Source organism: Kribbella sp. CA-253562, assembly GCF_050942265.1.
Lineage (GTDB): Bacteria > Actinomycetota > Actinomycetes > Propionibacteriales > Kribbellaceae > Kribbella.
Genome location: NZ_CP192049.1, coordinates 5,132,373 through 5,159,079 on the forward strand (window position 1 = coordinate 5,132,373; position 26,707 = coordinate 5,159,079).

Consider the following 26,707-nt stretch of genomic DNA (forward strand, 5'->3'; position numbering starts at 1 on the left):
TCACCCTAGGACGCGAGAGTCCGCACCGCCTCACCCATCGAGGATGAGCACCCGATCACGTCGAGGGAACGCCGGACCTGTTGTCGTGCTGGGCAGAAGCCAATCCGTCGTCGATGACCCCTGTCGACAGGAATCAGCTGAGCTGAGCGCCGGTCGGGAAGTCGGTGCTGACGCTGAGTTTCTCCCACTGCTCGATCTCGGCGTCGACCGCCGCGCGGCCGGCCCGGACCAAGCGGAGAGCGTCGGAGCCCAGTACCAGGTGGGCGGGCGGCTCCGGTGAGTTGAAGACCTCGAGTACGGCGGCCGCCGCCTTCGCCGGGTCGCCCAACTGGTTGCCGCTGGCAGCTTGCCGGGCGGCGCGGATCGGCTCGAAGAGTTCGTCGTAGTCGGCGATGCTCCGCTCGGCGCGGACCATGGACCGGCCGGCCCAGTCGGTACGGAACGAGCCCGGCTCGATCGCGGTGACGTGGATGCCGAAACCGGCGACTTCCTTGCCGACGGCCTCCATCATGCCTTCGACGGCGTACTTGCTGCCGCAGTAGTACGCCAACCCCGGCACAGTCATCAGCCCACCCATCGAGGTGACCGCGAAGATGTGCCCGGCCCGGCGGCGTCGCATGTACGGCAGAACGGCCTGCACGGTCGCGGCCACGCCGAACACGTTCACCGCGAACTGGTCGCGCAGTTGCGACAGCGGCGACTCCTCGAAGACGCCCTCGTGGCCGTAGCCGGCGTTCGCGATCACCGCGTCGATCGGGCCGACCTCGTTCTCGACCTCCTCGACCAGCGCGAACACCGCCGCGTCGTCGGTGACATCGAGCAGCCGGCCGTGCGCTCGGGCCGGGTGCAGAGCGGTGAACGCCTCGGCATCGGCGGGTTTGCGGACCGTACCGATCACGGTGTGACCGGCGGCCAGTGCTCCTTCGGCGAAAGCGCGGCCCAGACCGCTGCTCACGCCGGTGATCAGAAATTCAGCCATCAGTTGTTCCCTCGAATCGTCGCGCACCAGATCTGTGCGCAGATGTCGGCGGTCCGGTCGAGGTCGTCGCCGTTGACGCTCGCCCAGTAGAAGGTGCGCTCGGTCATCCAGCACAGCGCCTCGGCCATCGCTGGATCGGCGACGCCGGCCCGCGCGAGCACCTCCGTCATGGCCGCGGCGTACCGGGTCACGGTGCCGGTCCACATCCTGCGGATCTCCGGCGTCACCGGCGCGAGGTCGACCGCGGCCCGGAGCACCACCCCGTGCTCGCGCCACAAGTTCGCCGTATGCCGCACCGACGCCGTGACCACGTCGTCGGCGGAGTCGTCCGCGGACTGAGCGACATCGGCCTGCGCGGCCATCGCGTCCACGGTCCGCGCGACCAGCACCGACAGGACGTCCAGCTTCGAGCCGAAGTAGAAGTACAGCGAGGCCCGCGAAATCCCCGCCCCCTTGGCGATCGACTCGACGGTCATCAGTTCGACGCCCTCGCGCTCGAGCAACGCCTCGGCCGCGTCGAGGATCGCCTTCTCCCGCAGGTCGCCCTTGCGTGGGCCTTGCCTCCGCTTGCCACCGGTCGTCTCGGCCATACGAACAACTCTACACCGCGTCGATAAAAATCAACACCATGTCGAGTGTGCGCGAGAACCCAGCGGTGGCGCTGCCCCTCGGCGCATCGGCCGGTCGTCAGCGGCGGGCCTGGATCTTCAGGTCCCCGCGGGTCTGGACGCGGATGTGGTCGCTCGCGAGCATGGCGTGCGGGAATCCGAGGTCGATCGCACTGACCTCGCCCAGCCGCGTCAGCTGGGACGGCGTGAGCTCGACCTCCAACGCTCCCAGGTTCTCCTGCAGTTGATCGGCGGTTCGAGCACCGATGATCGGCGCGGTCACCGCTGGGTTGTGCAGGGCCCAGGCAAGCCCCACCTGGGCCGGCGTACGACCGAGTTCGCCGGCGACCTCCTTGACCACGTCGACGATGGCAAGGCTGCGCTCGGTCACGCCACCCAGGGCCACGTTGAAACTCTTGCGGATGCTCTCGCCCTCGCCGGACGGCGGCGCGGTCAGGTCCTCGCGGCTGTACTTGCCGGTGAGTACGCCGCCGGCCAGCGGCGACCACAGCACCGTTCCCAACCCGAGTTCCTCGGCCATCGGAATGAGGTCACGCTCGCCGGTGCGCTCCACCAGGTTGTACTCCAACTGCAGGGCCACGAACGGCGACCAGCCGCGCAGATCGGCGATCGTCTGCATGCGCGAGATCTGCCAGGCCGGAGTGTTGGAGATGGCCACGTACAGGACCTTGCCTTGCTGGACCAGGTCGTCGAGCCCGCGAAGGATCTCCTCGACGGGCGTGGTGGAGTCCCACACGTGCAGGTAGAGCAGGTCGAGGTAGTCGGTGTTCAACCGGCGCAGACTGGTCTCGACCGCGCCGAAAAGACTCTTCCGGCTCGCGCCACCGGAGTTGGGGTCGTCCGGCCGCCGCAGCGTCGTGTACTTCGTGGCCAGCACCAGGCTGTCACGCCGGCCCTTGGCGAACTCGCCGAGCATGCGCTCGGACGTGCCGTTGGTGTAGGTGACCGCGGTGTCGATGAAGTTGCCGCCGCGCTCGACGTACAGGTCGAACAGCTTGCGCGCCTCGTCCTGTTCCGCACCCCAGCCCCATTCGTTGCCGAAGGTTGCCGCCCCCAGAGCGAGCGGCGAAACCCGAAGGCCTGACCGCCCCAGCTGCCGATAGGTGTCGAGGGTGAGTGCCATTGTCTTCTCCTGGTGTGATTGCTGGTGATCCGACGTGCGTGGAAGGGCGTGACGTTCAGACCCCGAGCCCGTAGCCGCCGGCCACGACGACGTCCTGACCGGTGAGGTAGGCCGCGGCCTCCGACCCGAGAAACGCGACGACTTCGGCCACTTCCTGGCTCGATCCGAAGCGCTCGAACGGGATGTTCGCGCGCATCGCGTCCCGGCCGCTGCGAGGAACTCCGAGCTTGTCGAACAGCGGCGTGTCGGTCGCACCGGGACTCACGGCGTTGACGCGGATCCTGCGCGGCGCCAACTCGAGGGCGAGCGAGGGCAACATCGCCAGCAGAGCACCGCGCGTTGCTGCCCCCACCGTGGCGCCCGGACTCCCGCGACGCGCTCCGATGCCCACGGTGAACACGATCGATCCGCCGTCGTTCATCAGCGGAAGCGCCTTCTGGAGCGCGAAGTACTGCCCCTTGAAGTTGACCCCGACCTGCTCGTCGAACGACTCCTCCGTCACGTCGGCGACCGGTGCGGGACGGAAGATGCCTGCGTTGAGGAACAACAGGTCGAGACGTTCGAATCGTTCGGACACCGTCGCCGCGAGCACGTCGGCATCAGCCAAAAGCCGTGCGTCGGACCGGAGGACCAGTACGTCGCCGGGAAGCTCGCGCCGTGCTCGCGCGAGCGACTCGGGATTCTGCCCGGTGACGGCGACCTGGTAGCCCCGGGCGTGGAGCAGTTCGGCGGTCGCCCTGCCGATTCCGGTCGTTCCGCCGGTGATGAGCGCTGTGGGCATGACGGCCTTTCGTCGGGACTGGTGCGTAATCGGGGACCTCCCCGGTTAGCCCACTGTAGACTATCCGGGGATCTCCCCGTTTCACCCTCGACCCACCTGCTGATCGCGAAGGCCATGACACCTGTACGAAGCACGCCGCGCGCCGATGCCCAGCGCAACCGAGCACACCTGATCGCCACGGCCGCTGAGGCTTTCGCGTCCGGCCAGGCGATCTCGCTGGACGCGATCGCCAAACGTGCCGGCGTGGGAAACGCCACCTTGTACCGGCACTTCCCCACCCGGGAGGACCTGGTCGAAGAGGTCTACCGCGACCAGATCCGTCCGTTGCGGGACGACGCGCGAGCGCTACTGGCCACCGAACAGCCCGCGGAAGCCCTGCACGCGTGGATGCTCCGCTTCGCCGAATGGGCAGGTGAACGACGCGGAATCTGTGAAGCGCTGGTCGCGATGAGCGCCACTGGCCGCTTCGGCACCGGACCGGTCTGCGACGAGGTCCAGCAGATCCTGGCCATGCTGCTCGAGGCCGGCGCCGAGCCAGGCGAACTGCGCAGCGACCTCGATCCGGTCGACATCGGCGGCATTCTCGCCGGCGTACTTTCCGTGGCCGGTGCGCCCGAGCAGCGCGCCCAACTCGACCGCATGCTCACCGTCGTCGTCGACGGACTGCGTGCGCGCTAGGTCCGTCTCCACCACCGAAGGCGCTGGTTCATCGGTTCCACAGGGTCTTGAACCGGTCGGCAACGTCCGGGTACGCCGAGAAGCCGCGGGTGGGATCGAAGGTGATGTCCTCCGGACGCAGGAACTGGTGCACCAGGGCATCGCCCTTGACCACGTTCGGCTGGAGCTTCTGGCCGACGATCAGCCGGGCGGCGGTGTCCACGGCGGTCCAGGCGAGCGTGTTGAGATCCGCGCCCAGCTCGACCGTGCCCTGCTTGTCCTTGAGGTACTGCAGGTTCGTCGGCAGCGGGTTCGCCCCGACGATCTGTACGTCTTTCAGTCCGGCGACCTTGAGCTTCGCAGGCAGTCCCGTCGCCACCGCGGAGGACTGGAAAACGACGGCGCGGGTGTCCGGATGCGCCTGGAGGTCGCTGACGATCCGTTCCGGCGCCTTGTTGCCGACCTCGGTGATCGGGATCTGCACGACTCTGGCCGTGCAGTCAGGGCACAGCTTCTCCAGTTCACTCTCGAACCCCTTCTTGACCGCCGCGGCGTAGGCGAGTTCGTTGTGTTCGTACAGCACCGCTTCGACCGACTTGTCGTTGTTGGCCACCAGCCAGGCCGCCTGGAGCCGGCCCTGCCGCTCGAAGGCCGCTTCGCCGTTCGGCTGCACGAGTCCACTGCTTGCCGGGGCCACGGTGCCCAGCGAAACGATCGGGATTCCGGCGGCGACGAGCTGCCGCCGCTGGTTGTCCCACAGCGCCGGATCGATGGCGGTGTTGATCACCGCGGCCGGGCGTTGCTGGACGACCGTGCTGAACGCAGCCTGTACGCCGCTGGCCGAAGTGCCCGCCCGTACGGCGTACAGGTCGACACCGAGTTCCTTGGCGGCGGGCTGCATGAGCCGGAAGATCAGCGAAACCAGCGCGTTGCCGTTGTCGATGTAGGCGATCCGTGTGCCCGCCGGGACCGGCGCCCCGAGCCGTTCGGTGACGGGAAACGCCCCGGGCTTGCCCTCGTACGGCGCGACCAGCTCCTTCGCCTTCGCCTGCGCGTCGGCGGTCAGGGCGGTCGCCGTTTCCTGCCCGCTGCTCCCGCAGCCGGCCACCAGCGCCAGACCGGCCAGCGTCGCGGTGGCACCAAAGGTGAATCGACGTCTCTTCATGCCAGTTCTCCTTGCAAGAGGTTGTGCTCGAGCGAGTTGGAGCCGTGCGAGCGATCTCGCTCAGACGGCACGTTCGGCGGTGACCCCCGCCGCGGTCCGGGCCGAGCGGGCGCGGCGGGCCGACCCCTGACGCCGGTTGACCGCCACGGCGACCAGCAGCGCGACGCCGTTGAAGAGCTCCGGAATCCACACCGGAGCGCCGGCCAGTTGCAGGCCTTTGACGCCGGTCGCGAGGACGTAGACCGCGACAACCGTCCCGAGCACGTTGAACCGTCCGTTGCGGAACTGGGTCGACCCCAGGAACGCCGCCGCGAACGCCGGCAGCATGTAGCCCGGACCGATCGTCGGGTCACCCGTCGCGAGCGAAGAGCTCAGCAGGATGCCCGCGACCGCGGCCAGCAGTGAGCAGCTCACCAGGCACGCCACCACAACCACCTCGGTCCGTACGCCGGCCAACCGCGCCGCCTCCGTGTTGCCACCCGTGGCGTAGACCGCCCGGCCGAGATGGGTGTTGTCGAGCAGGTACCAGACGCAGGCGGCCAGCACGACCATCACGTAGACCGACAGCGGCACTCCGAAGATCGGGTGGGTCGCGATCTCCTGGAAGTCCGTCCCGAGATCGAGGATCTGGGCGTCGTGCGAGATCCACGAGATCCCGGCGAGGATGATCGAGCTCATGCCCAGCGTGGTGATGAACGAACTGATCTTCGCCTTCACGATCAGCAGGCCGTTGATCAGTCCGACGGCCACACCGACCAGGAGGGTGCCGAGGATCGAGACCCACAGTCCGAGGTCCTGGACGGACAGCATCCACGCCACCACGATGGCGGCCAGGCCGAGTTGCGAACCGATCGAGAGATCGAAGGCCCCCGCCGCGAGCGGGAGCACCAGACCAATGGCCAGGATCGCTGTCAGGGCTTGGTCGGCGAGCACGATCCGGACGGTGTCCACCGTCGGGAACGTCTCGGGGACCAGGATCGAGAACAGGACCACCATGGCGATCCAGATGTAGACCGCGCTGATGTTGTGGAAGGCGAGCGTGTGGCGCAGGCCGGGCCACCCACTCCGCGTCTGGCTCGTGCTGCTGGCGGGCATGGGCGCGTGGTCTCCTGACGTCATGGTCTTGTTGTCCGGCGCCGCTGCACGGCGGGTGTCCGCGGCGCTCATACCGGCACGCTCGCGTGCAGAATCCGGGCCTCGGTCAGCTCCGCGCCCGCGACTTCGTCGACGACGACGCCATCGGCCAGCACCAGGACGCGATCGCACAGCTGCGCGAGTTCCTTGGCCTCCGACGAAGCCACCAGCACCGCTGCGCCCTGGTTGGCGGTCTGCACGATCAGCTGGTGAATCACCGCCTTGGCCCCGACATCCACCCCTTGCGTCGGCTCTTCGAGCAGCAGCAGGTTCGGGTGGGTTCGCAACCACTTGGCCAGCACCACCTTCTGCTGGTTGCCGCCGCTGAACTGCGACAGCGGCATCTCCGGCTGGGCGGGGACCACTCCGCACGCCGCGAACCATTCCACGACCTCACGGAACTCGTCCGGCTTGCGGACCCGCTGCCACCGGCCCTCGACTCCCGGGACACGGACGGACTCGAGGTTCTCGGCCGCGGTCATCGTCATCACCGCGCCGTGCTTGTGCCGATCGCCCGGTACGAACGCGGCGCCGCGGCGGATGGACTGGCGGAGATCTCCCGGGGCGAGGTCGTTGTCCCGCAGCCGCACGGAGCCATAGGTCCGTCGACGCCCGCCGAAGATCGTGCCGCACACCTCGTCGCGCCCCGAGCCCAGGATGCCGGCCACACCGACGATCTCCCCGGCGTGCACGGTCACGTCGAAGTCCCGGATCGCGTTGCCCTGCAGGGCCTTGACCTGGAGCACCACGTCGCCGCGTTCGGCGGGACGGCGTTGCAGCTCCTCGACGGCGCTGCCGGCAACCAGCTCCACCAGTCCCGCGTAGTCGGTCTCGGAGCAGGGCAGATTGCCGACCACGCCGCCGTTGCGCAGCGCCACGACGGTGTCGGCGACGCCGAGAACCTCGTCGAGGCGATGCGAGATGAACAGCACGCCGGCTCCACGCTCGGCCACCCGTCGGACAACGGCCATCAGCCGGTCCACCTCCGTCCCGTGCAGCGCGGCGGTCGGCTCGTCGAGGACGAGTACGACGTTGCGCTCGTCGTTCCAGCCGCGGAGCGCGCGGGCGATCGCGACGATCGTCTGCTCGGCCGGCGAAAGCTCCTGCACGAGCGCGTCGACGTCGAAGCCGACCCCGAACTGCGCGACCAGTTCGATGGCATCGAGCCGCTCGGCCCCCTTGCGCAGACGGCGCCACGGCGGGCCGTCCGAAGCCGAGCCGAGTGCGAGGTTCTCCACCGTGGACAGGGATCCGACCAGCCCGAGGTCCTGGTGGATGAATCGCAGCTCGGTCTGCTCGCCGTCGTCGCCACGAAGGCCGATGGTGCCGCCGTCGGGCGTGTGGAAACCGGCCAGCAGCTTCACCAAGGTCGATTTGCCCGAGCCGTTGTGCCCGACCACGGCCAGCACCTCCCCCGCGTGCACCGCGACGTCGACGTGATCCAGAGCGCAGGTTGAGCCGAAGAACTTGGTCAGCCGCTGGACGCGGACCAACGGCCGGCGCTGCTCGCTGGTCACGCGAGACTCCCGGTCACGTACCGAACACAGCTATCGACCCGCATCTCGATCTCCCGGTGGGTAACGTCCGCTCAATGTGTATGTAACGTCCACTACACAGTAGAGGACAGCACGCCCGCTGTCACTCCTTCAGTTCGGCGAACTTGGGGGAGGCGTCCTCGGGTCACCGCGCGGCGTACTCGATGATCACCGGTGTCCCGTCCCGGTGTCTTCAGGCGGGACGGACCAGCGGGACGGCTCAGCGGCCGTAGGCTTCGAGCAGCCGCAGCCAGACCTCACTCACGGTGGGGAACGCCGGGACCGCGTGCCAGAGCCGGTCCAGCGGGACTTCGCCGACGATGGCGATCGTTGCCGCGTGCACCATTTCCGCGACGTCCGGTCCGGCCAGGGTGAAGCCGACGATCACCTTGCGGTCCTCGTCGACGACCATCCTGGCGTGCCCCTGGTAGCCCTCGGCGTGCAGAGAGGAACCGGCGGTGGCGGCCAGGTCGTAGTCCACGACCCGGATCCGCAGCCCGGCGGCCTCGGCGGCGGCCGCGGTCAGTCCGACCGACGCGATCTCCGGATCGGTGAACACCACCTGCGGCACCGCGCGCTCGTCGGCGGTCGCCGCGTGCCGGCCCCACCGGCCGTCCTCGACCGGTTCGCCCTTCACACGCGCAACGATGACGTCACCCACGGCGCGCGCCTGGTACTTGCCCTGGTGGGTGAGCAGGACGCGGCGGTTGACGTCACCGGCGGCGTACAGCCAGCCGTCGCCGAGCGGCGCGCCGTCCGGCCCGACGACCCGCATCGTGTCGTCGACCGTGAGCCACGATCCCGGCGTCAGGGCGACGGTCTCCAGACCGATGTCCTGCGTGTTCGGGGTGCGGCCGATCGCGACGAGCAGCTCGTCGGCGTCGATCTGCTCGCCGTCGACCAGCGTGATGGAGACCGTGCCGTCGTCGTTGCGCTTCACCGCACCGGCTTCGGCCCCGATCCGCACCGAAACGCCCTTGTCCCGCAGCGAGTCCGCCACCCGCTCCCCCACGAACGGCTCCGCGAGGTGCAGTACGCCGTCACGCGCCAGCATCGTCACCGACGACCCCAGATCGCTGAACGCGGTCGCCATTTCCGAGGCCACCACCCCGCCACCGATGATGGCGAGCCGGCCCGGAACCTCCTTGGCCGCAACCGTTTCCCGGCTGGTCCACGGCGCCGCCGCACGGAGGCCCTCGATGTCCGGGACCAGCGCGCCGCTCCCGGTCGCGACGACCACCGCGTGCCGCGCGGTCAGCGTCGTCGTCGTACCGTCGTCCGCGGTCACCTCGACGATCCGGTCTGAGCTGATCCGGCCGTGTCCGCGGTACAGCGGAACGCCGACCGACTCCAGCCACGACGCCTGTCCGTCGTCCTGCCAGTTCGAAGCGAAGGAGTCCCGGCGGCTGAGTACCGCGGCCACATCCAGGTCGCCGGTCACGGCTTCCCGGGCGCCGGGAACCTGCCGGGCCGCCCGGAGCGCTGCCGCGCTGCGCAGCAACGCCTTGGTCGGCATGCAGGCCCAGTAGGAGCACTCGCCCCCGACCAGTTCCCGCTCGATGATGGCGGCGGTCAGGCCGCCCTGCACGAGGCGGTCGGCGACATTCTCCCCGACCGGTCCCGCGCCGATGATGACGACGTCGTACGTGGTGGTCATGTCAGTTCCCCTTCGCGGCGCGGCCGAGCCGGATCGCCGAGACGAGGAAGAAGATGCCGCCGAGCACCGCGTAGCCGGCGATGTTGGTCAGCTTCGGGTCCTCCGCGGAGGCACCCGCGACGAACGACGCGCCGGCCAGCACGGACAGGCCACCGCTCAGGATCATCGGCCACTGTCCGCCCATCAAGCGACGGCCGAGAGCCACGATCAGCTGGACCAGCCCGGCGACGATCGCCCAGGCGCCCCACACCCGCAGGACAGCCGGCACACCGGACGTGCTGGCGATCGCCAAGCCGATGGTGGCGATCAGGCTGATCGCGATGTTCACGTACAGGCCACGCACCGACCGGACGCCCTGGGAGGACCGGAGGTCGACGACCGCCGCGGCGACGTCGAACAGCGGGTACAGGACGACCAGCGTGACGCCGAGCGGCCCGAGCTCCGACTTGGTGGTGAACAGCAGGACCGCCCAGACGATGGCGAAGGCGAACCGCACGAAGTACAGCCGGCGCAGTGCCGCCGCGACTCCTCCGACGGCGGGTGATTCAACGGTGCTCACGATGATCCTCTCGAGTGATGTGCGAAGGAGCGCGGCGCAGAAGTAGACCGAACGTTCCGTACACACAGCATGTCGCGAGCACCATCCAATGTCAAGACAGAACGTTCTATCTCTCCTACGTCCAGGTGCGGTAGTCGTCGGCCGGCAGCGGGTGGTCGACCGGGACGACCCGGGAGTGGACCGCGGTCAGGCAGCCAGGGCAGAACAGTTGCCGGAAGACGATCTGGGCGTCGACGTACTCGCTCGGGTCGTGCCAGATGTGCGGACCCGCCTCGGTCGGTGCCGACTCACGGCGAGCCAGCGCCCCGACGAACTCGCCTCCGGCGAGCGGACCGATCTCGGTGCCGCAGTGCACACAGGCCACTGTCCCGCCGTCCGGCGAATCGAGGACGACGAGGTTGTCGTCGAGCCGGCGCGACTCCTCGAGCTCAGGCGTGCTGATCGCCGAGGGCGCGCTGGACAGTCCGGCACCGGACGCGCGGGTGGTCCGCAGTTCCTGGCGAAGGTCGTCGGTCGCTGCCGGATCGACCTCGCCGTCCTCCCGAAGCACGACACCGTAGACGTCCCGCGCGGCGGCTGCCGACACCCGCACCTGGAGTACGTCGGCGCGAACATCGTCGGCCGGGCGCAGCAGGGGATCGCCGTACCCGCCGCCGGCTTGCCAATGCAGGTAGAGCGCATCGCCAGGGCCGAGCGTCGACTCCCCCTCGCAGGGCAGCACTTCGACCTCGCCGCCGAGCTCGTCCAAGCCACCGGGAATGGTGGCCGCGTCGGCAAGCTGGGGCAGATCGATTCCGCGCACCACGAGGTCGAGTTGGGAGTTGCCCGGATAGCCACCCGCCAGGCCGACGTTCTGGTTGGCGACCTTACCGGTGCCGGACACGACCAGCGACATCGTTCCCTGCTGGTCGGGGTGCTGGACGTAGCAGACCGAGCCGCTCATCCCGCCGCGCTGCCGGCCCGGTCCCCCGGAGTCGGTCTGCTCACGCCGCCACAAGGCGACGAGCGGATAGAGGTACTCGGTCATCTCGACGTCAGGTGCCCGCGCCGCCGGGATGATCAGCCGGCCGCCCGTGTCGACGCCGTCGTGGTACACCTGCGCGCCGTAGCCGCCAGCCATCACGTCGAACACCGGTGACACGAAGCCCTTGCTGCCACCGCCGCGGACATCGACGCCGGACACCACGCACAGGTCAGTCGTGCCGTTGCAGATGGACTGTACGTCGGTGCGATGGTCTGGTTCGGCGTCCAGCATCTTGGCGAGCACCTCGGCGACGAGGTTGCCCGCGCCCCAGGCCGGACCGAAGGGGCCCTTGCCCACAGCGGCCGGGAACGACGCGTTGGTGATGGTGTCCTCGTCGGTGACGATCTCGAAGCAACGCATCAGCCCGCCGGCCGCCCAGGGGATGTCCCCGGCCAGCAAGGGCAGCATCGTGAAGACGATCCCGGCCCGCAGCCCGGGGTAGGGACAGTTGATGATGCCGGTCTGCCCGGCGGTCCCGCGGAAGTCGAAGACGAGCCGGTCGCCCTGCTTGGTCATCGCGACCTTGATCGCGTACAGGCCGCGGTCTCCGGTCCCGGACTGTTCCTGGTAGCCGACCGCGGTCCACGTCCCGTCGGGCAACGTCTCGAGCTTGGCCCGCAGCCGGCGTTCCGCGTCGTCCATCATCCGGCGCATGACGACCTTGACGGTGTCGGCGCCGTATTTGGTGATCAGCCGGAGGATCTGCTCGGCCGCGTTCTTGTTGGCGGCGATCTTGGCGCGCAGGTCGAGGCCGACCAGGTGCGGCAGCCGCGAGCGCCGGACCCAGGCTTCGGCGACGTCGCGCTGCAGCACTCCCCCGCGGACCACCTTCAACGGCGGTGTCGGCGCCGCCTCGCCGAACACGTCCTGCGCGGACGGGCTGAAGGAGCCCGGCCGCGGTCCGCCCAAATCGACCTGGTGGGCGATGGCCGTCGTCCAGCCGAACAGCTTGCCCTCGTGGAAGATCGGCGCCAGGATCGCGGCGTCGTTCTGGTGCAGCCCACCACCGATCCACGGGTCGTTGCACAGGAACATGTCACCCTCGGCGATGCCGGGGTTGTCGCTGCGGTTGCGCAGGGTCCAGACGATCGCGAGGTCCATCGAGCCGATCAGGCCGATGTTGAAGGTGCCGACCTGGACCTGTTCGCCGAGCTCGTCGCAGATCGAGAAGTTGAAGTCGTTGGACTCGGTGACGACGTGCGAGCCTGACATCCGCCGGAGCGTCTCGCCCATCTCCTGGGTGATCGCCCACAGGCGGTGCCGGACGACCTCGTACGTCAGGGCGTCGACCGACTCGGTCCGCGACTCGTCGACCTGGTGCAGCGGCAGGGTGGGCGAGATCTGCCGCAGCAGTTCCTCGCGGGGCATCGGCCGGCTGGTGAAGTCGTCCGCCCCAGGGATTCTGGAAGTCATCGAAGGTGTCCTCACTGATAGCGCAGTACGAGGTTGCCGAGGTGGTCGACGCGACCGGTCACTCCGGCCGGCACCACAACCACCGTCGTCGGTACGTCGACGATCGCCGGGCCGACGAGTTCGTGGCCGGCGCGAAGCCGTGCGTAGTCGTAGACGGGAGTCGTCACGAAGCCGATCTGCGAGTCGAGGCAGACAGACCGTTGCCCGAGCAGCGCTTCGGCGGGATCGGGGCCATCGGCCGCCGGGACCTCCGGGAGCGTGACGGGGAAGCCGAGACTCGCCTTCGCCCGCACCCGGTACGTGATCGCCTGGACGCCGGCCTCGCGGTAGCCCGAGCCGCTGCCGTTGATGCGCTCGTACTGTTGCTCGAACCGCTCGAGGATCTCGTCGCCGGTTCGCTCGCTGAAGTTCCCGTCCGGAACGGCCGTCGCGAGTTCGGTGGTCTGCATCGAGTACCGCAGGTCGATCTCCCGGTACAGCGACACGTCGTGGAACTTCACCTTCTGCCGGTCCAGCGCACGGTGCAGATCGGCCTCCAGCCGCGCGAAGTGCGACTCGAGCACCGTGTGGTCGACCGGGAAGGTCACCGGGTCCGACAACTCCGCGCTCAGCGCGACGTCCGAGGCCGCCAGCCCGTACGCCGAGAAGGCGGACGCGACGGGACCGAGCGGCACGACCACCTCTCGCACGCCCAAGTCCTGGCAGTAGCCGGCGCAGTGCGCGGGCCCGGCACCGCCGAAGGCGTAAACGACGAAGTCGCGCGGGTCGTACCCGGCCTGGACGACGGCCCGGCGTACGAGGTCACCCGCTTGCGCGTTCTGCACCTCGTGAATGGCGATCGCGGCCTGCTCGACGGTGAGTCCGAGCGGCTCGGCGACGTGCTCGCGGATCGCTTGCCGGGCCAGGTCCAGACGCAGCGGCTTCCGGCCGCCGAGCAGCCCGCGCTCGCTGAGGATGCCGAGGACCAGGTTGGCGTCGGTGTTCGTGGGCCGGGTGCCGCCGTTGCCGTAGCAGGCCGGGCCGGGGACGGCTTCCGCACTCTGCGGTCCGAGCCGCAGGTTCCCGCCTTCGTCCACGGACGCGATCGCTCCGCCACCCGAGCCGATGGTGTGCACGCGGATCGTCGCCGCGTTGATCGGGAACTGGTTGACGATCGATCCCGGCGCCATCACCGGCTCGCCGTCGACGATCAGTCCGGCCAGGAACGTCGTACCGCCGACGTCGGTGGTGATGACGTTGCGGTGTCCCAACTGATCGGCCAGGCGCATCCCACCGATGACGCCGCCGGACAGGACGGACCCCACCGTGGTGATGGCGTGTTCCGGCGCCCGGTCGGCGGTGATGGTGCCGCCTTCGCTCTGCATGACCAGCAGCGGCCCTTTGAGCCCGCCCTCCTCCAACTGCTGCTGCAGCGGGAGCAGGTACGTGCGCAACCGCGGACCCACTTGGGCGTTCATGATCGTCGTGGAGGTCCGGGCGAACTCGCGGATCCGCGGGCTGACCTCCGAGGACAGCGTGACGTACAGGTCCGGCGCGATCTGGTGGATCAGCTCGCGGACGCGCTGCTCGTGGATCCCGTTCTTGAACGACCACAACAGGCACACGGCGATCGCTTCGACGCCCTGGTCCACCAGGCGCCGGGCGACGCGGCGGACCTCGTCCTCGTCCAGCGGCACCAGGATCTTCCCGGCGTGGTCGATCCGCTCGGTGACCTCCAGGGCCCGGTACTTCGGGATCAGCGGCGCGGGTTTGCGCCGGCGCAGCGTGTCCTGGATCTCGTGCGCCGAGCGGCCGAGGGTGCGCCCCTCGGCGTTCATGATGTAGATCGCGTCCCGATGCCCCTTGGTGGCGATCAGCCCGACGTCGGCCACGTGGCCCTGGACGAGCGCGTTGATCGACGCGGTCGTGCCGTGCGCGATGTAGTCGGTCTGCGACAGCAGGTCGCCGACCTCGAGGCCGAGCTCGCCGGCGAGGTCCTCGATCGCGCGCATCACCCCGACCTCGCGGTGCGGCGGGGTCGTCGGCGTCTTGGCCGACACGATCCGGCCGGCGCCGTCGGAGGCGACCGCATCGGTGAAGGTGCCCCCGACGTCGATGCCCAGTGCGTATGGCATGTGAGTTCTCCAGGTGATCTCTACCGCTGGTGGGCGGTGACATGGCCGGTGACTGTGGTCAGGAGCTCGTCAGGACGGGCGTCCCCGCCGCCCATCCAGGCGACGTGCTGGTCGGGGCGCACGAGCAGCAGTGCGGTGGGATAGCGGTCAGGCCACCGCTGTGGCAGATCGACCACCGTGAAGGGGATACCGAGTTCGTGCGCCGCCGAGGTCCACGCGTTCACGTCGCAACTCGGGTCTGTCCTCAGCAAGGTGAAACCGGAACCGACCAGGTCGAGCACGGACCGGCCGTCGTCGAGCCAGACGTGCGGCAACCGGAACCCGGGCTGCGCTCGATCCTGGAAGCCGCCCATGGTGATCGTGGCCTGCCCCTCGCCGCCGACGACCACCGGCGAGCCGGCGTAGTGGTAGCCGAAGCTGAAGCCGTCGGGCGAATAGCGGTGCCGTTCGGTGGCCGCGAGCCGATCGGCGAACTTCGCACGCGCTCGCTGCCCATCCGGCCCGCGCAGGTGGATGTCGGCGGAGACGTCCGCGAACGACGTCCGCGCGGCCGAACCCACCGCGTCGGCGAACTGCTCCCCCACCGGCTTGCGCTCCAGCTCGTAGGCGTCGAGCAGCTCCGGTGGGGCCCATCCGTGGTGCACCGCCGCCAGCATCCAGCCGAGCGTCGCCGCGTCCTGGATGCCGGCGTTCATCCCGAATCCGCCGACGGGAATCCAGATGTGAGCGGCGTCGCCGGCCAGGAACACCCGGCCCGTCCGGTAGCGCTGGGCAACGAGCCGTCGCCCCGTCCAGCGCACCACGCCGAGCACCTCGTGGTCCACCGGGTGCCCGACGGCGTCGTACAGGAGCTGCTCGGGGTCCTCACCTTCGGTGTCGTGATCGGAGCCGAAGGCAACATGGTTGAGCCACAGCGACTCGCCGTCGATCGCGATCAACGACGCGATCCGGTTTCCGTAGGTCCAGTACGTCCAGGCGCGGTCCCGGGCGGCCAGCCGTCCCAGCTCGGGCGAGCGGACGAAGGTCGACACGAACTGCTGGATCGCGTCGACACCCTCGTAGCGGATTCCCAGCTGTCGCCGGACCGCGCTGTGGGCGCCGTCGCAGCCGACGACGTACCCGCAGTGCACGGTACGGCGTACGCCGGCAGTCTCCACGACTGCTTCGACGTGGTCGGCGTACTGCTCGAAATCGACCAACCGGGTGCCGCGCTCGATGGTCAGCCCGGGAAGCTCGCTCGCGTGCCGCTCCAGGATGGGCTCGAGGAACAGTTGCGAGATCCGGTGCTGCGGCTCAGGCGTGGGCCAGTCGACCTTGCCGGCACCGGCGAGCACGTCACCGGCCGAAGGCAGATCGATGCGGAAGATCTGCTCGCCGCTCAGCGTCGTCCGGTAGTGGATCGAGGTGGGATAGTCCGCAGGGAGCCCGGCCCGCCGGATTTCGTCGGCGAGTCCGAGCCGCCGGAAGATCTCCATCGACCGCGCGGACGTGGTGTTGCATCGTGGATTGACCGGTCGCTCATCGGTCGCTTCCACGACGTGACACGCCACGCCTCGCCGGGCCAGGTCGATCGCGAGGGTCAGACCCGCGGGACCGGCGCCGACGATCAGGACGCCGACTCGGTTCGCGCTGTCGCTGCTGGGCTGTGTCATGCGCTCAGGAACTCCCCTACCAGGCGGCAGAACTCGTCCGGCCGGTCGACGTGGATCCAGTGCCCCGCCCCCGCCACCACCGCGAGGCGGCCGTCCGGAAGAGCGTCGACGAGCCGCTTGGAGACCTCGACCGGCGAGACCCGGTCGAGCTCCCCGTGCAACGCGAGGACCGGCGTGCCGATCGTCGCGAGATCGATGGGTGGAGGGCCGCCCACAGCGTCGACGAACATCGACCGGAATGCAGCCTCGGCTCCAGGAAGCAGCGCTTGCTTCATCCGGAGACCGGCGAGTTCGTCGAGCAGTTCCCCGTGGACGCTCTCGTCGGCGACCAGCCGGGCGAGCGTCGCCCGCATAGACCGCTCGCTCGGATCGTCGTAGAACGGCACCACCGCGGGCAGCGGTCCGGTTCCGGCTCCTCCCATGACGACCGCGCGGTCGATCCGGTCAGGCGCCAGGGCCAGCAGCGCGAGCGTGGCAGCTCCACCCGCGGCCGAGTTGCCCACCAGGTGCACTCGTTCGAGGCCGTCGCTGTCCAGCAGGTCGAGAATCTGGCGGGCCCGAGCCAGCGCCCACGCCCGCGGCCCTTCGATCCCGCCGGTTCCGGCGATCCGCGTGCCGAAGCCGAGCAGATCGGGCGCCAGGCAGCGGAACTCGCCGTCCAGCCTGGCGCGCACGCTCGCCCAGTTGCTCAGGGCATCGACGCCCGGCCCACCACCGTGCAGCAGCACGACCACGGGGCCTGCGCCTGGCTCGGCTGCAGCCACTGGAGCCTCCTCAACAGATCGTACGTCGGGGTCGCGGTTCACGGCAGCCGGGCAAGGAACTTGCTCGCTTCCGCCGCTGCAGTCCGTATGTATGTAACGCTCACTCTACGACTTCGAGACTGCGTTGGCTACAGCCAAGACGTCGGCTGCCGGGTCTTTCAGGCCGGCCGGCCGGTGGTGCTCTCGCGCAGTTCGAGGGTGTAACCGGCCGAGATCTCGGCGGGAGCGGAGCGGTCACCCTCCAGGCGGTTGAGCAGCAACCGGACCGCGTTCCTCGCGATCTGGTTCTTGTCCGGGCTGATGGTCGTCAGGCTGGGGGTGCTGTAGCGGCCGTCCTCGATGTCGTCGAAGCCGACCAGCGCGATGTCCTCGGGCACCCGCAGACCGCGGCTCAGAATGGTGCGCAGGGCCCCTAGCGCGAGCAGATCGTTGTAACAGAAGACCGCGTCCGGCGGCTCGGGAAGCGCGAGCAGCTCGGCCATCGCCGCGGCGCCGTCGGCGCGATGGAAGAACTCCACCGGGCGGACCAGTTCCGCGATCACCTCCCGGCCGGCCGACTGCAGAGCCGCTCGATAACCCTGCGTACGCAACTGACCGGTCCGGCGGGTCTCGTCGAACTGGTCGCCGATCGCCGCGATCCGCTGCCGGCCGAGGTCGATCAGGTGCCGGGTCGCCAGCTCGGCCGCGCCGACGTTGTCGATCATGATGTGGTCGAGGCCGCCCTGGACGACGCGCTCACCGAGCAGCACCACCGGCGTCGACGACGGCCGGTTGCGCAGATCCGCGTCACCGAGCGCCAGCGGGTTGAAGATCAGCCCGTCGAACATCGCGGCCCGGCTGCCCCGCATCACCAGCTCACGCTCGCGGACCGGATCGCCGTCGGTCTGGTCGACCACGACCGTGTAGCCGGCCACCGCGGCCTGCTCGATCACGGCCCGGGTCAGCTCGGCGAAGTACGGTACGTCGAGTTCCGGCAGCACCAGCGCGATCAGTCCCGAGCGGCCGTTGCGCAGCGTGCGGGCGACCGCGTTCGGCTGGTAACCGAGCTCGTCGAGCGCGCGCTGCACCTTGGCCCGGGTCTCGGCCGCGACCTGGGGAAAGTCGTTGACGACGTTCGACACCGTGCGAACCGAGACCCCGGCTCTCTCGGCGACCTCGCGCAGCGTGGCGGCCACTGTGCACCTCGTTTCGTGGGCGGTGAAACCTTGACACTTGCAACGTTGCAACCTTAGCGTCTCCAGCATCACTTGCAACGTTGCAAGCTCAGCAATAGTCGTGAGGAACGACAACATGACCAATCCCCTGAGCCCCACCCCGTTCTCCCGCCGGACGCTCCTGCGGGGCACCGGCGCCGCCTTGCTCGCCGGCGGTCTCGGCGCCTGCGCTCCAGGCAACACCACCGGCGGCAACCCGCTACCGAGCGCCAGTGTGACCAAGCCTCCGTCGGGCGAGATCACCATCTGGGACCGCACCGGCGACCTGTACAAGGTGTTCGACAAGGCGATCGCGTCGTTCACGGCGAAGTATCCGCAGGTGAAGGTCAACCACCTCGCGGTGGACGTGAACGCGAAGCTGCCGAGCACCCTGATCAGCGGCGCGGGAGTACCCGACGGCGCCTTCTACGACGACGCGCTGCTGACCGGCGTCGCGCCCCACCTGCACGATCTCAGTCAGTTGATCGAGCAGTACAAGTCCGATATCGCGCCGTACAAGCTCGGGGTGGTGACCGTCGACGGCAAGGTGATCGCGGTGCCGTGGGACCTCGACCCCGGTCTGCTGTTCTACCGCGAGGACGTCGTCACCCGGGCGGGCGTCGATCCGGCCGGCCTGACCACGTACGACGCGCTGCTCGACGCGGCGCGCACGGTCCGGGAGAAGTCGCCCACGGCCAGGCCGATCCACCTCGAGAACGACCAGTTCCTCGGTCAGCTGTGGGTCGAGATGTTCGCCAACCAGCAGGGCGGCGCGATGGTCGATGCCGACGGCAAGCTCACCGTCGACTCGGCGCCGTACCGGACGGCGCTGACCTGGCTGGACAAGGTTCGATCCGAAGGTCTGGGCACGCTGGCGAAGTACACCCAGCCGACCGACCTGCAGACCCAGGACAACGGCACGCAGGTGTTCGTCCCGTGGGCGCAGTGGTACGTCTTCGCGCCGCAGCAGTTGCTCAAGGCAAGCAAGGGCACATGGCGGGCGACCACGTTGCCCGCCTGGCAGGCCGGCGGCGCCCGCGCCGGGGTGATGGGCGGTTCGTCCTTCGTCATCCCGGCCAAGGCGAAGAACCCCGAACTCGCCTGGCGGCTGTACGAGCACCTCGTGTTCAGCAAGGAGGGTTACACCACGGTCTACGGGCCGAACCAGGTGTATCCAGGCGGGCTGAACACGTCGATCCCGTCGTACCTGCCGGCGCTGGATCCGAACACGCCGCTGTTCAAGCCGATCGACGCGCTCGGCGGCCAGGACCTGTGGAAGATCGCGGTCGAGGCGGGCAAGCAGGCACCGGGCGGCTACACGATTCCCACCTGGTGGGGGAAGGCCGTCGACTACTTCGGCGTCAACGTGCAGAAGCTGCTGGCCGGTCAGCTGACACCGGATGAGGTGCTCAAGACCTCGGCGACCCAGATCCAGAAGAACCTGATGGGTCCCAGCTGAATGGCGACTCTCACCGAAGCCGCGACGACCCGGCGCTCGGCCCGGCCGGTACGGCGTCGCCGGGTCCGCGCGGCGCCGTACCTGTTCGTCGCGCCGTTCATCCTCGTCTTCGCCGCGTTCAGCGCGTACCCGATCTTGTTCGCCCTCCAGTTGAGCTTCACCAACTGGCACGGTGCCGGCGCCCTGGAAATCGTCGGGCTGGCCAACTACCAGTACCTGTTGACCAGTCCCGACTTCTGGCAGTCCATGGCGACGTCGGGCGCGCTGTGGCTGCTCGTCGTACCGGCGCAGGTGCTGCTCGCGCTGACGATCGCGGTCGCGTTGCGCAAGGCACGATTCCGCGGGCTGTTCAGCGCCGCACTGATCGCGCCGTTCGTGACACCGCTGGTGGCGATGGCGCAGGTGTGGATCATCTTGTTCGACAAGGACTTCGGCGCGGTCAACCACGGCCTGACCTCGCTCGGGTTGCCGGCGATCAGCTGGCTGACGACCGGGGTCTGGGCGAAGGTGACGATCGCGTTGCTGGTGCTGTGGCGCACCACCGGGTACGCCGTGATCCTGCTGATGGCCGGGTTGTCGTCGATCCCGTCGGACGTCTACGAGGCGGCGCGGATCGACGGAGCCGGCGCCTGGCACCAGTTCTGGTCGATCACCGTGCCGCTGGTGACGCGAACCCTCAGCTTCGTCGTCGTGATCGGCACGCTGACGGTCTTCCAGCTGTTCGCCGAGCCGTACGTCGTCACCGGCGGCGGACCGTTCAACGAGACCCGGACGGCCGGGCTCTACCTCTACAAGCACATCACGAACTCCGACCTCGGACTCGGCGCGGCGAACTCGATGCTGCTCGTGGTGATGGTGCTGGCTCTGTCGATCGCGTCGATCCGGCTGCTGCGCTCCAGGGAGGACTCATGAAGCTCGGAGCCGCCGGCCGCTACGGCCTGCTGACAGTGGCCGGCGTCATCAGCCTGGCACCGCTGCTGTGGATGGTCGCGTCGGCCTTCAAGCCCGGCGCCGCGATCATCTCCAGCCCCTTCGACTTCGACCCGGGGCAACTCACGCTGACCAACTTCCGGTCGATGCTCGACACGATCCCGATCGGCACCGGGTTCCAGAACACCGCGATCGTCGTCGTGGTCAAGGGCGCGCTGACGATGATCTTCTGCCCGATGGCGGGGTTCGCGTTCGCGAAGTACGCCTTCTTCGGAAAACGCGTGCTGTTCGCGACCGTGCTGACCACGTTGATGCTGCCGACGCTGGTACTGCTGATCCCGTTGCTGCTGGAAATGAGCCAGCTCGGCTGGGTGAGCACGTTCAAGGCGCTGATCCTGCCCGGCGCGATCGACGCGTTCGGTGTGTTCTGGATGCGCCAGGTGATCATGGCGATCCCCGACGAGCTGCTCGACGCCGCCCGGGTCGACGGGGCGAACGAGCTGCGGATCTTCGCCAGCATCGTGATCCCGGTGATCCGGCCGGGACTGGCCGCGCTCGGCGTGCTGACCTTCATCAACATCTACAACGATTTCGTCTGGCCCGTGGTCGCTGTGAACGACGAGCAGCACCAGACCCTGCAGGTGATGCTCGCGGCACTCGCGCAGAACATCCGCTCGGGCCAGCTCGGGGCCGACTGGACCAGCGTCTGGGGGCAGTTGCTCGCGGCAAGCACCGTCGCGGCGATCCCGGTGCTGATCGTCTTCGTCGTCCTGCAACGTCACCTGATCAAAGGCGTCATGGCCGGCAGCCTCAAGGGCTGAGACCTGGAGAAACTGTGAACACACGTCCCGAATACCCCCGTCCGCACTTCGACCGATCCGAGCGCTGGCTCAACCTCAACGGCGAGTGGGCGTTCGCCCGCGAGGCCGACTCCTTCGCCGAGACCATCGTGGTCCCCTTTCCTTGGGAGCACCCCGACTCCGGCGTGATCGCGCACTGGCTGCCCACGGCCTGGTACCGGCGGCAGATCGAGCGCCCGGCCGACTGGGCCGGCGAACGGACCATCCTTCACTTCGGCGCCGTGCACCACCACGCGACCGTGTGGGTCAACGGTGAGCTCGCCGTCGAGCATGTCGGCGGTTACCTCCCGTTCGAGGCGGACATCACCGACCTGCTCGACGCGTCGGGGCGGGCGGAGCTCGTCGTACGGGTGGACGCGCCGGTCGACAAGCGGTTCGTCCCGCACGGCAAGCAGCGCAGCCTGCCGGCCGACGACTACGACGGCTGCGCGTTCACCCCGTCGAGCGGGATCTGGCAGACCGTGTGGCTCGAGCCGCGACCGGCGGCGTACATCTCGCGGCTCCAGCTCCGTCCGACCGAGACGCTCGACGGCATCGAGGTCACCCTCACCGGCCCGTCGCCGGTGCGGATCGAGATCCCGGGCGTCGCGGTTCGCGAGTACGACGAATGGCCGGGCACAGCGATCGTGCCCATCCCCCAGCCCAGGCTGTGGAGCCCTGACGATCCGCACCTGTACGACGTGATCGTCACCGCCGGCCAGGACACCGTCCGCGGCTACACCGGGCTGCGCAAGGTGGAGTGGCAGGGCAACAACCTGGCGGTCAACGGCGCACCGACGTACGTGCGCGGCGTCTTGGACCAGGGCTTCTGGCCGACCGGTGGGCACACCGCTCCAAGTGACGAGGCGTTCCGGCGCGATCTCGAGCTCGCCCGCGAGGCCGGGTTCAACCTGGTTCGCAAGCACATCAAGCTGGAGGACCCACGCTGGCTGTACTGGGCCGACCGGCTCGGCATGCTGGTCTGGGCCGAACCGCCGTCGACCGGGCGTTTCACGGCCGAGTCCGTGGCCGCCTTCGAGGAGGTGACGGCCGGCATGGTCGCGCGGGACGGCAACCATCCGAGCATCGTCATCTGGGGCGGGTACAACGAGGAGTGGGGCCTGGACTGGGACGTGCCGGGCGATCCGGCCAAGCAGGACGCCGTACGGCGGGCGTACCGGATCATCCGGGACGCGGACCCGACCCGCCCGGTCGTCGACAACTCGGGCTGGGCGCATGTCGAGACCGACCTGGTCGACTGGCACTACTACGACGAGAACGCCGGCTCGTGGGCCGCGATCGTGGATCGGCTGGTCAACACCGCCGACGGGACCTTCCCGGTCCGGCTCGGTCCGGACTTCGTGGCACAGAAGACGATCGCCGCGCCCGGCTTCGACCCGACGGGCAAGCCGCAGCTCAACGGCGAGTACGGCGGCGGGTCGACCAGCGTGGAACGCGGCTGGCACCTGCGCTGGCAAACCCAGGAGCTGCGCCGTCACCCGCTCAACGCGGGCTACATCTACACCGAGCTGTACGACATCGAGCACGAGACCGTCGGCATCTACACCTACGAACGCCGCCCCAAGGACCTCGGCGGCGTGGTCCCCTCCGACGTCCACGCCGACACCGTGCTGATCGTCGACCTGGTTCCGCAAGCGCCGGGTCGCGACCTGGTCCTTGCCGGGGACGGCCGTTCGGTCGCCGTACCGGTCCGGGTGTCCCACCACGGCCGGGATCCGTTGCTCGCAACCCTGCACTGGGCGCTGGACAGCGCCTCCGGTTCGGTGCCCGTCGACGCCAAACCGTTCGAAGTCACCGATCCCTTCGACGTCATGGTGCCGTCAGCCCCAGGGCGACTGATGCTCTGGGCGACGGACGCATCCGGCGTCGTGGTCGCGCGGACGGCTGTGGACCTCGCCGACTGACGCTGCACCGAAAGCTCGCCGGCGCCCACGCGGCGCCGGCGCACGGGGAACCTTCGCTCGACTCATCCGCCCGATGTCAGAGGGGGACCATGTCTACCGTCACCCGGCTGCTGGCCGCGGGAGCACTGCTCGCCGCAGGACTCGTCGCCACACCCGCCACACCCGCCACCGCGGCGCCACCCGGCAACGTGCTCTACAGCCCGAACCTGTCCACCTTCCCGACCGCCGACGCCAGCTATCCGCGGGCGATCCGGCTCGACCACGACGGCAATGCCGGCCGGACCGTGCTCGCGACCTTCGCCCGGCGCAACGAAGCCGGTCCGAGCAATTTCCCGATCTACCGCAGTACCGACGGCGGGGCCAGCTTCGCTGCCACTCCGCTCAGCACGATCACCTCGCACACACCCGGCTGGGATCTCGGCGCGCCGGTCATCTATGAGGTCCCGCGGACCGCGAACGGCCTGAACGCCGGCGACCTGCTCGCCGCCGGCACCGCGTGGGACGAGGGCAACTTCACCGCGCAGAAGATCGAGGTGTTCAAGAGCACCGACCGCGGCGCGAGCTGGCAGTACCTGTCGAACTGCACCCAGACCAGCGGCCAGCCGAACACCATCGGCCAGGGCATCTGGGAGCCGTGGTTTCTGCTCGCGCCGAACAACACGCTGGCCTGCTTCATCTCCGACGAGCGCCCGGCCGGTTCGCCGACCAACAACCAGATCATCGGCCACTACACGTCGACCAACGGCGGGACGAGCTGGAGCGCGAGCATCACGCCGGACGTCGCGTTCCCCGCCGACAACCTGGCCCGGCCGGGCATGTCGATCATCACCACGCTGCCCAACGGCCAGTTCCTGATGACCTACGAGCTGTGCCGCGACGCGACCAACGCGGACCACGCGTGCGAGGTCTACATCAAGACGAGCCCCGACGGTCTCAACTGGGCTCCGACGAACAACCCCGGCACTCTCGTTCAGACAACCGACAGCCGTCACCTTCTGCATACGCCGTACGTCGCCTGGGTGCCCGGCGGTGGTCCGAACGGCACGCTGCTGATGTCCGGTCAGCGCGTCGTCACCGGCCCGACGGGCAACAAGGCCGTGATGGCGGAGTCCGGATCGGTGCTGTTGGCAAATACCTCGCTCGGTTCCGGCAGCTGGACCGAACTGGAAGCCCCGGTCAACATCAACCCGACCGGCGGCTACGCCTCCGGTGTGCCGAGTTGCCCCGGCTACAGCTCACCGATCGTCCCGTCGGCCAACGGGACGTCGTTCCTCTACCTGGCAGCGACCTGGCTCGGAACGGGGAACCAGTGCCAGGTGCGTTTCGGGACAGGAGTCGTCGGCGGGCCGACGGGCGCGATCACCGGACCGGCCGCCGCCGGCAAGTGCCTCGACGTCGACCACAACACCGCGGTCAGCGGCAACGCTGTCCAGCTGTGGACGTGCAGCGGAGCACCGGGTCAGCAGTGGACGATGATGGCCGACGGCACCATCCGCTCGTTCGGCAAGTGCCTCGACATCGTCGGCAACGGCACGGCGAACCTCACCAAGGTCCAGCTGTGGGACTGCGGCCCGGCCGGCGGCCAGCAGTGGCGTCCGCAAGCCAACGGTTCGTTGCTCAACCCGCAGTCCGGTCGTTGCCTCGACAGCCCGGGCGGCGCGACCGCTGACGGCACCGACCTGCAGATCTACGACTGCACCGGCCTCGACCCGCAGAAGTGGAACCTTCCCGGCTTCCCGACCGGCCCGATCACCGGCCCCGCAGCCGCCGGGAAGTGCGTCGACGTCGACACCAACACACCGACCAGCGGCAACGCCGTCCAGTTGTGGACGTGCAACGGCGCACCAGGGCAACAGTGGACGATGTCCACCGACGGCAAGATCCGTGCCTTCGGCAAGTGCCTGGACATCGTCGGCAACGGCACGGCCAACACCACCAAGGTCCAACTCTGGGACTGCGGCACCGCCGGCGGCCAGATCTGGCAACCGCAGCCCAACGGGGCGCTGCGCAACCCACAGTCCGGTCGTTGCCTGGACAGCCCCGGCGGCGCGACCGCTGACGGTACGGACCTGCAGATCTATGACTGCACCGGCCTGGACCCGCAGAAGTGGAAGGTCCCGGTCTAGTAGATAGAAACGGTCGGTCCTGCGATGCGGTAGAGCGAACGTTCCATAGCACACCCTCCGCTCTGGTCCGTCACTCGACCGCATCAAAGGACCTCTCATGCCCGTCGGAGCGGTCGGGATGGCCGGGCTCACCCTCGGCGGTGGCTACGGGCCGCTGGCTGGACGGGTCGGTCTCGCCGCGGACAATCTGCTGGCCACCGAACTGATCACGTCGGCAACGCCGCTGCCCCTGGCCTGAAAGGACGGGCCGCTCTCCTCGAGGGCGGCCCGTTCAACCGCCGACGACGCCGTCAGGAAGCGCTCCAGCCTCCGTCGAGAACCAGTTCGGTGCCGGTGACGGACGCCGCCTCGGGCGAGCAGAAGTACGCCACTGCGCCGGCCACTTCGTCGGGCTCGATCAGGCGCTTCACCGCTGACTTCGCCAGCAGCACCTCGGACAGCACCTCGTCGATGCCCATCCCGTGCGCGGCCGCCTGGTCTGCCAGCTGGTTCTCGACCAATGGCGTACGCACGTACCCGGGACACACCGAATTACTGGTCACGCCGTGAGGCGCACCTTCCAGCGCGATGACCTTCGACAGGCCCAGCAAACCGTGCTTGGCGCTCACGTAGGCGGACTTGTAGGCACTGGCCCGCAGGCCGTGGACGCTGGAGATGTGCACGATCCGTCCCCAGCCCCGCGCGTACATGCGCGGCAGGACGGCACGGCTCAACAGGAACGGTGCCTCCAGCATCAATCGCAGCATGAACGCGAATCGCTCGGCCTCGAACCGCTCGATCGGCGCGACATGCTGAACCCCAGCGTTGTTCACCAGGATGTCGGCGTCGAAGTGCCGCTCCGCCAGGGCGGCGGTGTTGCTGAGATCGATCGCGACGGCCTCGCCACCGAGCCGCTCGGCCGTCCGCGTCGCGCCCTCGACGTCGATGTCGCACACGACGACCTGGGCACCGAGTCCGGCCAGGCGGGTCGCCACCGCGGCGCCGATCCCACTCGCCGCGCCGGTGACCAGGGCGCGGCGACCGGACAGGACAGTCTGCGGCGACACCAT

General features: G+C 69.0%; 22 protein-coding genes. 7 read left to right on the forward strand and 15 right to left on the reverse strand.

Going from position 1 to position 26,707, the window contains the following annotated elements:
• Window positions 1-133 precede the first annotated feature (133 nt).
• The 4 genes from ACQPXM_RS24225 to ACQPXM_RS24240 form a co-directional block, all read right to left on the reverse strand.
• Window positions 134-979, reverse strand: a complete 846-nt coding sequence (locus tag ACQPXM_RS24225; RefSeq protein WP_432937035.1) for an oxidoreductase — start codon at window positions 977-979, stop codon at window positions 134-136.
• Window positions 979-1,569: a TetR/AcrR family transcriptional regulator gene (locus ACQPXM_RS24230; RefSeq protein ID WP_432937038.1), complete on the reverse strand. Its 591-nt coding sequence runs from the start codon at window positions 1,567-1,569 to the stop codon at window positions 979-981. Before ACQPXM_RS24230 ends, ACQPXM_RS24225 begins: the two co-directional genes overlap by 1 nt.
• Before the next feature lie 97 nt (window positions 1,570-1,666).
• Complete coding sequence (locus tag ACQPXM_RS24235; protein ID WP_432937041.1) at window positions 1,667-2,731, reverse strand: aldo/keto reductase; 1,065 nt, start codon at window positions 2,729-2,731, stop codon at window positions 1,667-1,669.
• 55 nt (window positions 2,732-2,786) lie between these two features.
• Complete coding sequence (locus ACQPXM_RS24240) at window positions 2,787-3,512, reverse strand: SDR family oxidoreductase (protein ID WP_432937043.1); 726 nt, start codon at window positions 3,510-3,512, stop codon at window positions 2,787-2,789.
• 114 nt (window positions 3,513-3,626) lie between these two features.
• On the opposite strand from ACQPXM_RS24240, the gene ACQPXM_RS24245 reads away from it, so the two are divergent.
• On the forward strand, window positions 3,627-4,190 hold the full coding sequence (locus tag ACQPXM_RS24245; protein ID WP_432937045.1) for a TetR/AcrR family transcriptional regulator: 564 nt from the start codon (window positions 3,627-3,629) through the stop codon (window positions 4,188-4,190).
• A gap of 28 nt (window positions 4,191-4,218) precedes the next feature.
• Here the strand turns inward: ACQPXM_RS24245 and ACQPXM_RS24250 are convergent, their stop codons facing one another.
• From ACQPXM_RS24250 to ACQPXM_RS24295, 10 genes are all read right to left on the reverse strand, one after another.
• Window positions 4,219-5,334, reverse strand: a complete 1,116-nt coding sequence (locus ACQPXM_RS24250) for a substrate-binding domain-containing protein (protein WP_432937047.1) — start codon at window positions 5,332-5,334, stop codon at window positions 4,219-4,221.
• Window positions 5,335-5,394: 60 nt separating this feature from the next.
• Window positions 5,395-6,429: an ABC transporter permease gene (locus tag ACQPXM_RS24255; RefSeq protein WP_432937050.1), complete on the reverse strand. Its 1,035-nt coding sequence runs from the start codon at window positions 6,427-6,429 to the stop codon at window positions 5,395-5,397.
• A 68-nt stretch (window positions 6,430-6,497) separates the two neighbouring features.
• The gene (locus ACQPXM_RS24260) at window positions 6,498-7,985 is read right to left on the reverse strand and encodes a sugar ABC transporter ATP-binding protein (RefSeq protein WP_432937053.1); all 1,488 of its coding nucleotides are present in this window, start codon (window positions 7,983-7,985) and stop codon (window positions 6,498-6,500) included.
• Between the two features lie 238 nt (window positions 7,986-8,223).
• Window positions 8,224-9,660 carry a dihydrolipoyl dehydrogenase family protein gene (locus ACQPXM_RS24265; RefSeq protein ID WP_432937055.1) on the reverse strand — a complete coding sequence of 479 codons (1,437 nt, stop codon included), beginning with the start codon at window positions 9,658-9,660 and terminating at the stop codon, window positions 8,224-8,226.
• A 1-nt stretch (window position 9,661) separates the two neighbouring features.
• Window positions 9,662-10,219, reverse strand: coding sequence for a hypothetical protein (locus ACQPXM_RS24270; RefSeq protein ID WP_432937058.1), 558 nt, complete (start codon window positions 10,217-10,219; stop codon window positions 9,662-9,664).
• A gap of 115 nt (window positions 10,220-10,334) precedes the next feature.
• On the reverse strand, window positions 10,335-12,656 hold the full coding sequence (locus ACQPXM_RS24275; protein WP_432937060.1) for a hydantoinase B/oxoprolinase family protein: 2,322 nt from the start codon (window positions 12,654-12,656) through the stop codon (window positions 10,335-10,337).
• 11 nt (window positions 12,657-12,667) lie between these two features.
• Window positions 12,668-14,770, reverse strand: coding sequence for a hydantoinase/oxoprolinase family protein (locus ACQPXM_RS24280; RefSeq protein WP_432937062.1), 2,103 nt, complete (start codon window positions 14,768-14,770; stop codon window positions 12,668-12,670).
• Between the two features lie 20 nt (window positions 14,771-14,790).
• Window positions 14,791-16,422 (reverse strand): FAD-dependent monooxygenase, encoded by a 1,632-nt coding sequence (locus ACQPXM_RS24285; RefSeq protein ID WP_432937063.1) that lies wholly within the window; start codon window positions 16,420-16,422, stop codon window positions 14,791-14,793.
• Entirely contained in the window at window positions 16,419-17,186 is a 768-nt protein-coding gene (locus ACQPXM_RS24290; protein WP_432937065.1) for an alpha/beta fold hydrolase, read from the reverse strand. The genes ACQPXM_RS24285 and ACQPXM_RS24290 overlap by 4 nt, the downstream gene beginning before the upstream one ends.
• A gap of 158 nt (window positions 17,187-17,344) precedes the next feature.
• The gene (locus ACQPXM_RS24295) at window positions 17,345-18,361 is read right to left on the reverse strand and encodes a LacI family DNA-binding transcriptional regulator (RefSeq protein WP_432937067.1); all 1,017 of its coding nucleotides are present in this window, start codon (window positions 18,359-18,361) and stop codon (window positions 17,345-17,347) included.
• A gap of 115 nt (window positions 18,362-18,476) precedes the next feature.
• Between ACQPXM_RS24295 and ACQPXM_RS24300 the strand changes: the two genes are divergently transcribed.
• The 6 genes from ACQPXM_RS24300 to ACQPXM_RS24325 all read left to right on the forward strand — a co-directional run bounded on the left by ACQPXM_RS24300 (window position 18,477) and on the right by ACQPXM_RS24325 (window position 25,896).
• Window positions 18,477-19,838, forward strand: coding sequence for an ABC transporter substrate-binding protein (locus ACQPXM_RS24300; protein ID WP_432937069.1), 1,362 nt, complete (start codon window positions 18,477-18,479; stop codon window positions 19,836-19,838).
• Window positions 19,839-20,750 carry a carbohydrate ABC transporter permease gene (locus tag ACQPXM_RS24305; RefSeq protein ID WP_432937071.1) on the forward strand — a complete coding sequence of 304 codons (912 nt, stop codon included), beginning with the start codon at window positions 19,839-19,841 and terminating at the stop codon, window positions 20,748-20,750.
• Window positions 20,747-21,589, forward strand: coding sequence for a carbohydrate ABC transporter permease (locus tag ACQPXM_RS24310; RefSeq protein WP_432937073.1), 843 nt, complete (start codon window positions 20,747-20,749; stop codon window positions 21,587-21,589). The genes ACQPXM_RS24305 and ACQPXM_RS24310 overlap by 4 nt, the downstream gene beginning before the upstream one ends.
• 14 nt (window positions 21,590-21,603) lie before the next feature.
• Window positions 21,604-23,532 carry a glycoside hydrolase family 2 protein gene (locus ACQPXM_RS24315; protein WP_432937075.1) on the forward strand — a complete coding sequence of 643 codons (1,929 nt, stop codon included), beginning with the start codon at window positions 21,604-21,606 and terminating at the stop codon, window positions 23,530-23,532.
• Between the two features lie 89 nt (window positions 23,533-23,621).
• Complete coding sequence (locus ACQPXM_RS24320) at window positions 23,622-25,658, forward strand: ricin-type beta-trefoil lectin domain protein (RefSeq protein WP_432937077.1); 2,037 nt, start codon at window positions 23,622-23,624, stop codon at window positions 25,656-25,658.
• 97 nt (window positions 25,659-25,755) lie between these two features.
• Window positions 25,756-25,896 (forward strand): hypothetical protein, encoded by a 141-nt coding sequence (locus tag ACQPXM_RS24325; RefSeq protein WP_432937079.1) that lies wholly within the window; start codon window positions 25,756-25,758, stop codon window positions 25,894-25,896.
• A 52-nt stretch (window positions 25,897-25,948) separates the two neighbouring features.
• Here the strand turns inward: ACQPXM_RS24325 and ACQPXM_RS24330 are convergent, their stop codons facing one another.
• Window positions 25,949-26,707, reverse strand: a complete 759-nt coding sequence (locus ACQPXM_RS24330) for a 3-hydroxybutyrate dehydrogenase (protein WP_432951073.1) — start codon at window positions 26,705-26,707, stop codon at window positions 25,949-25,951.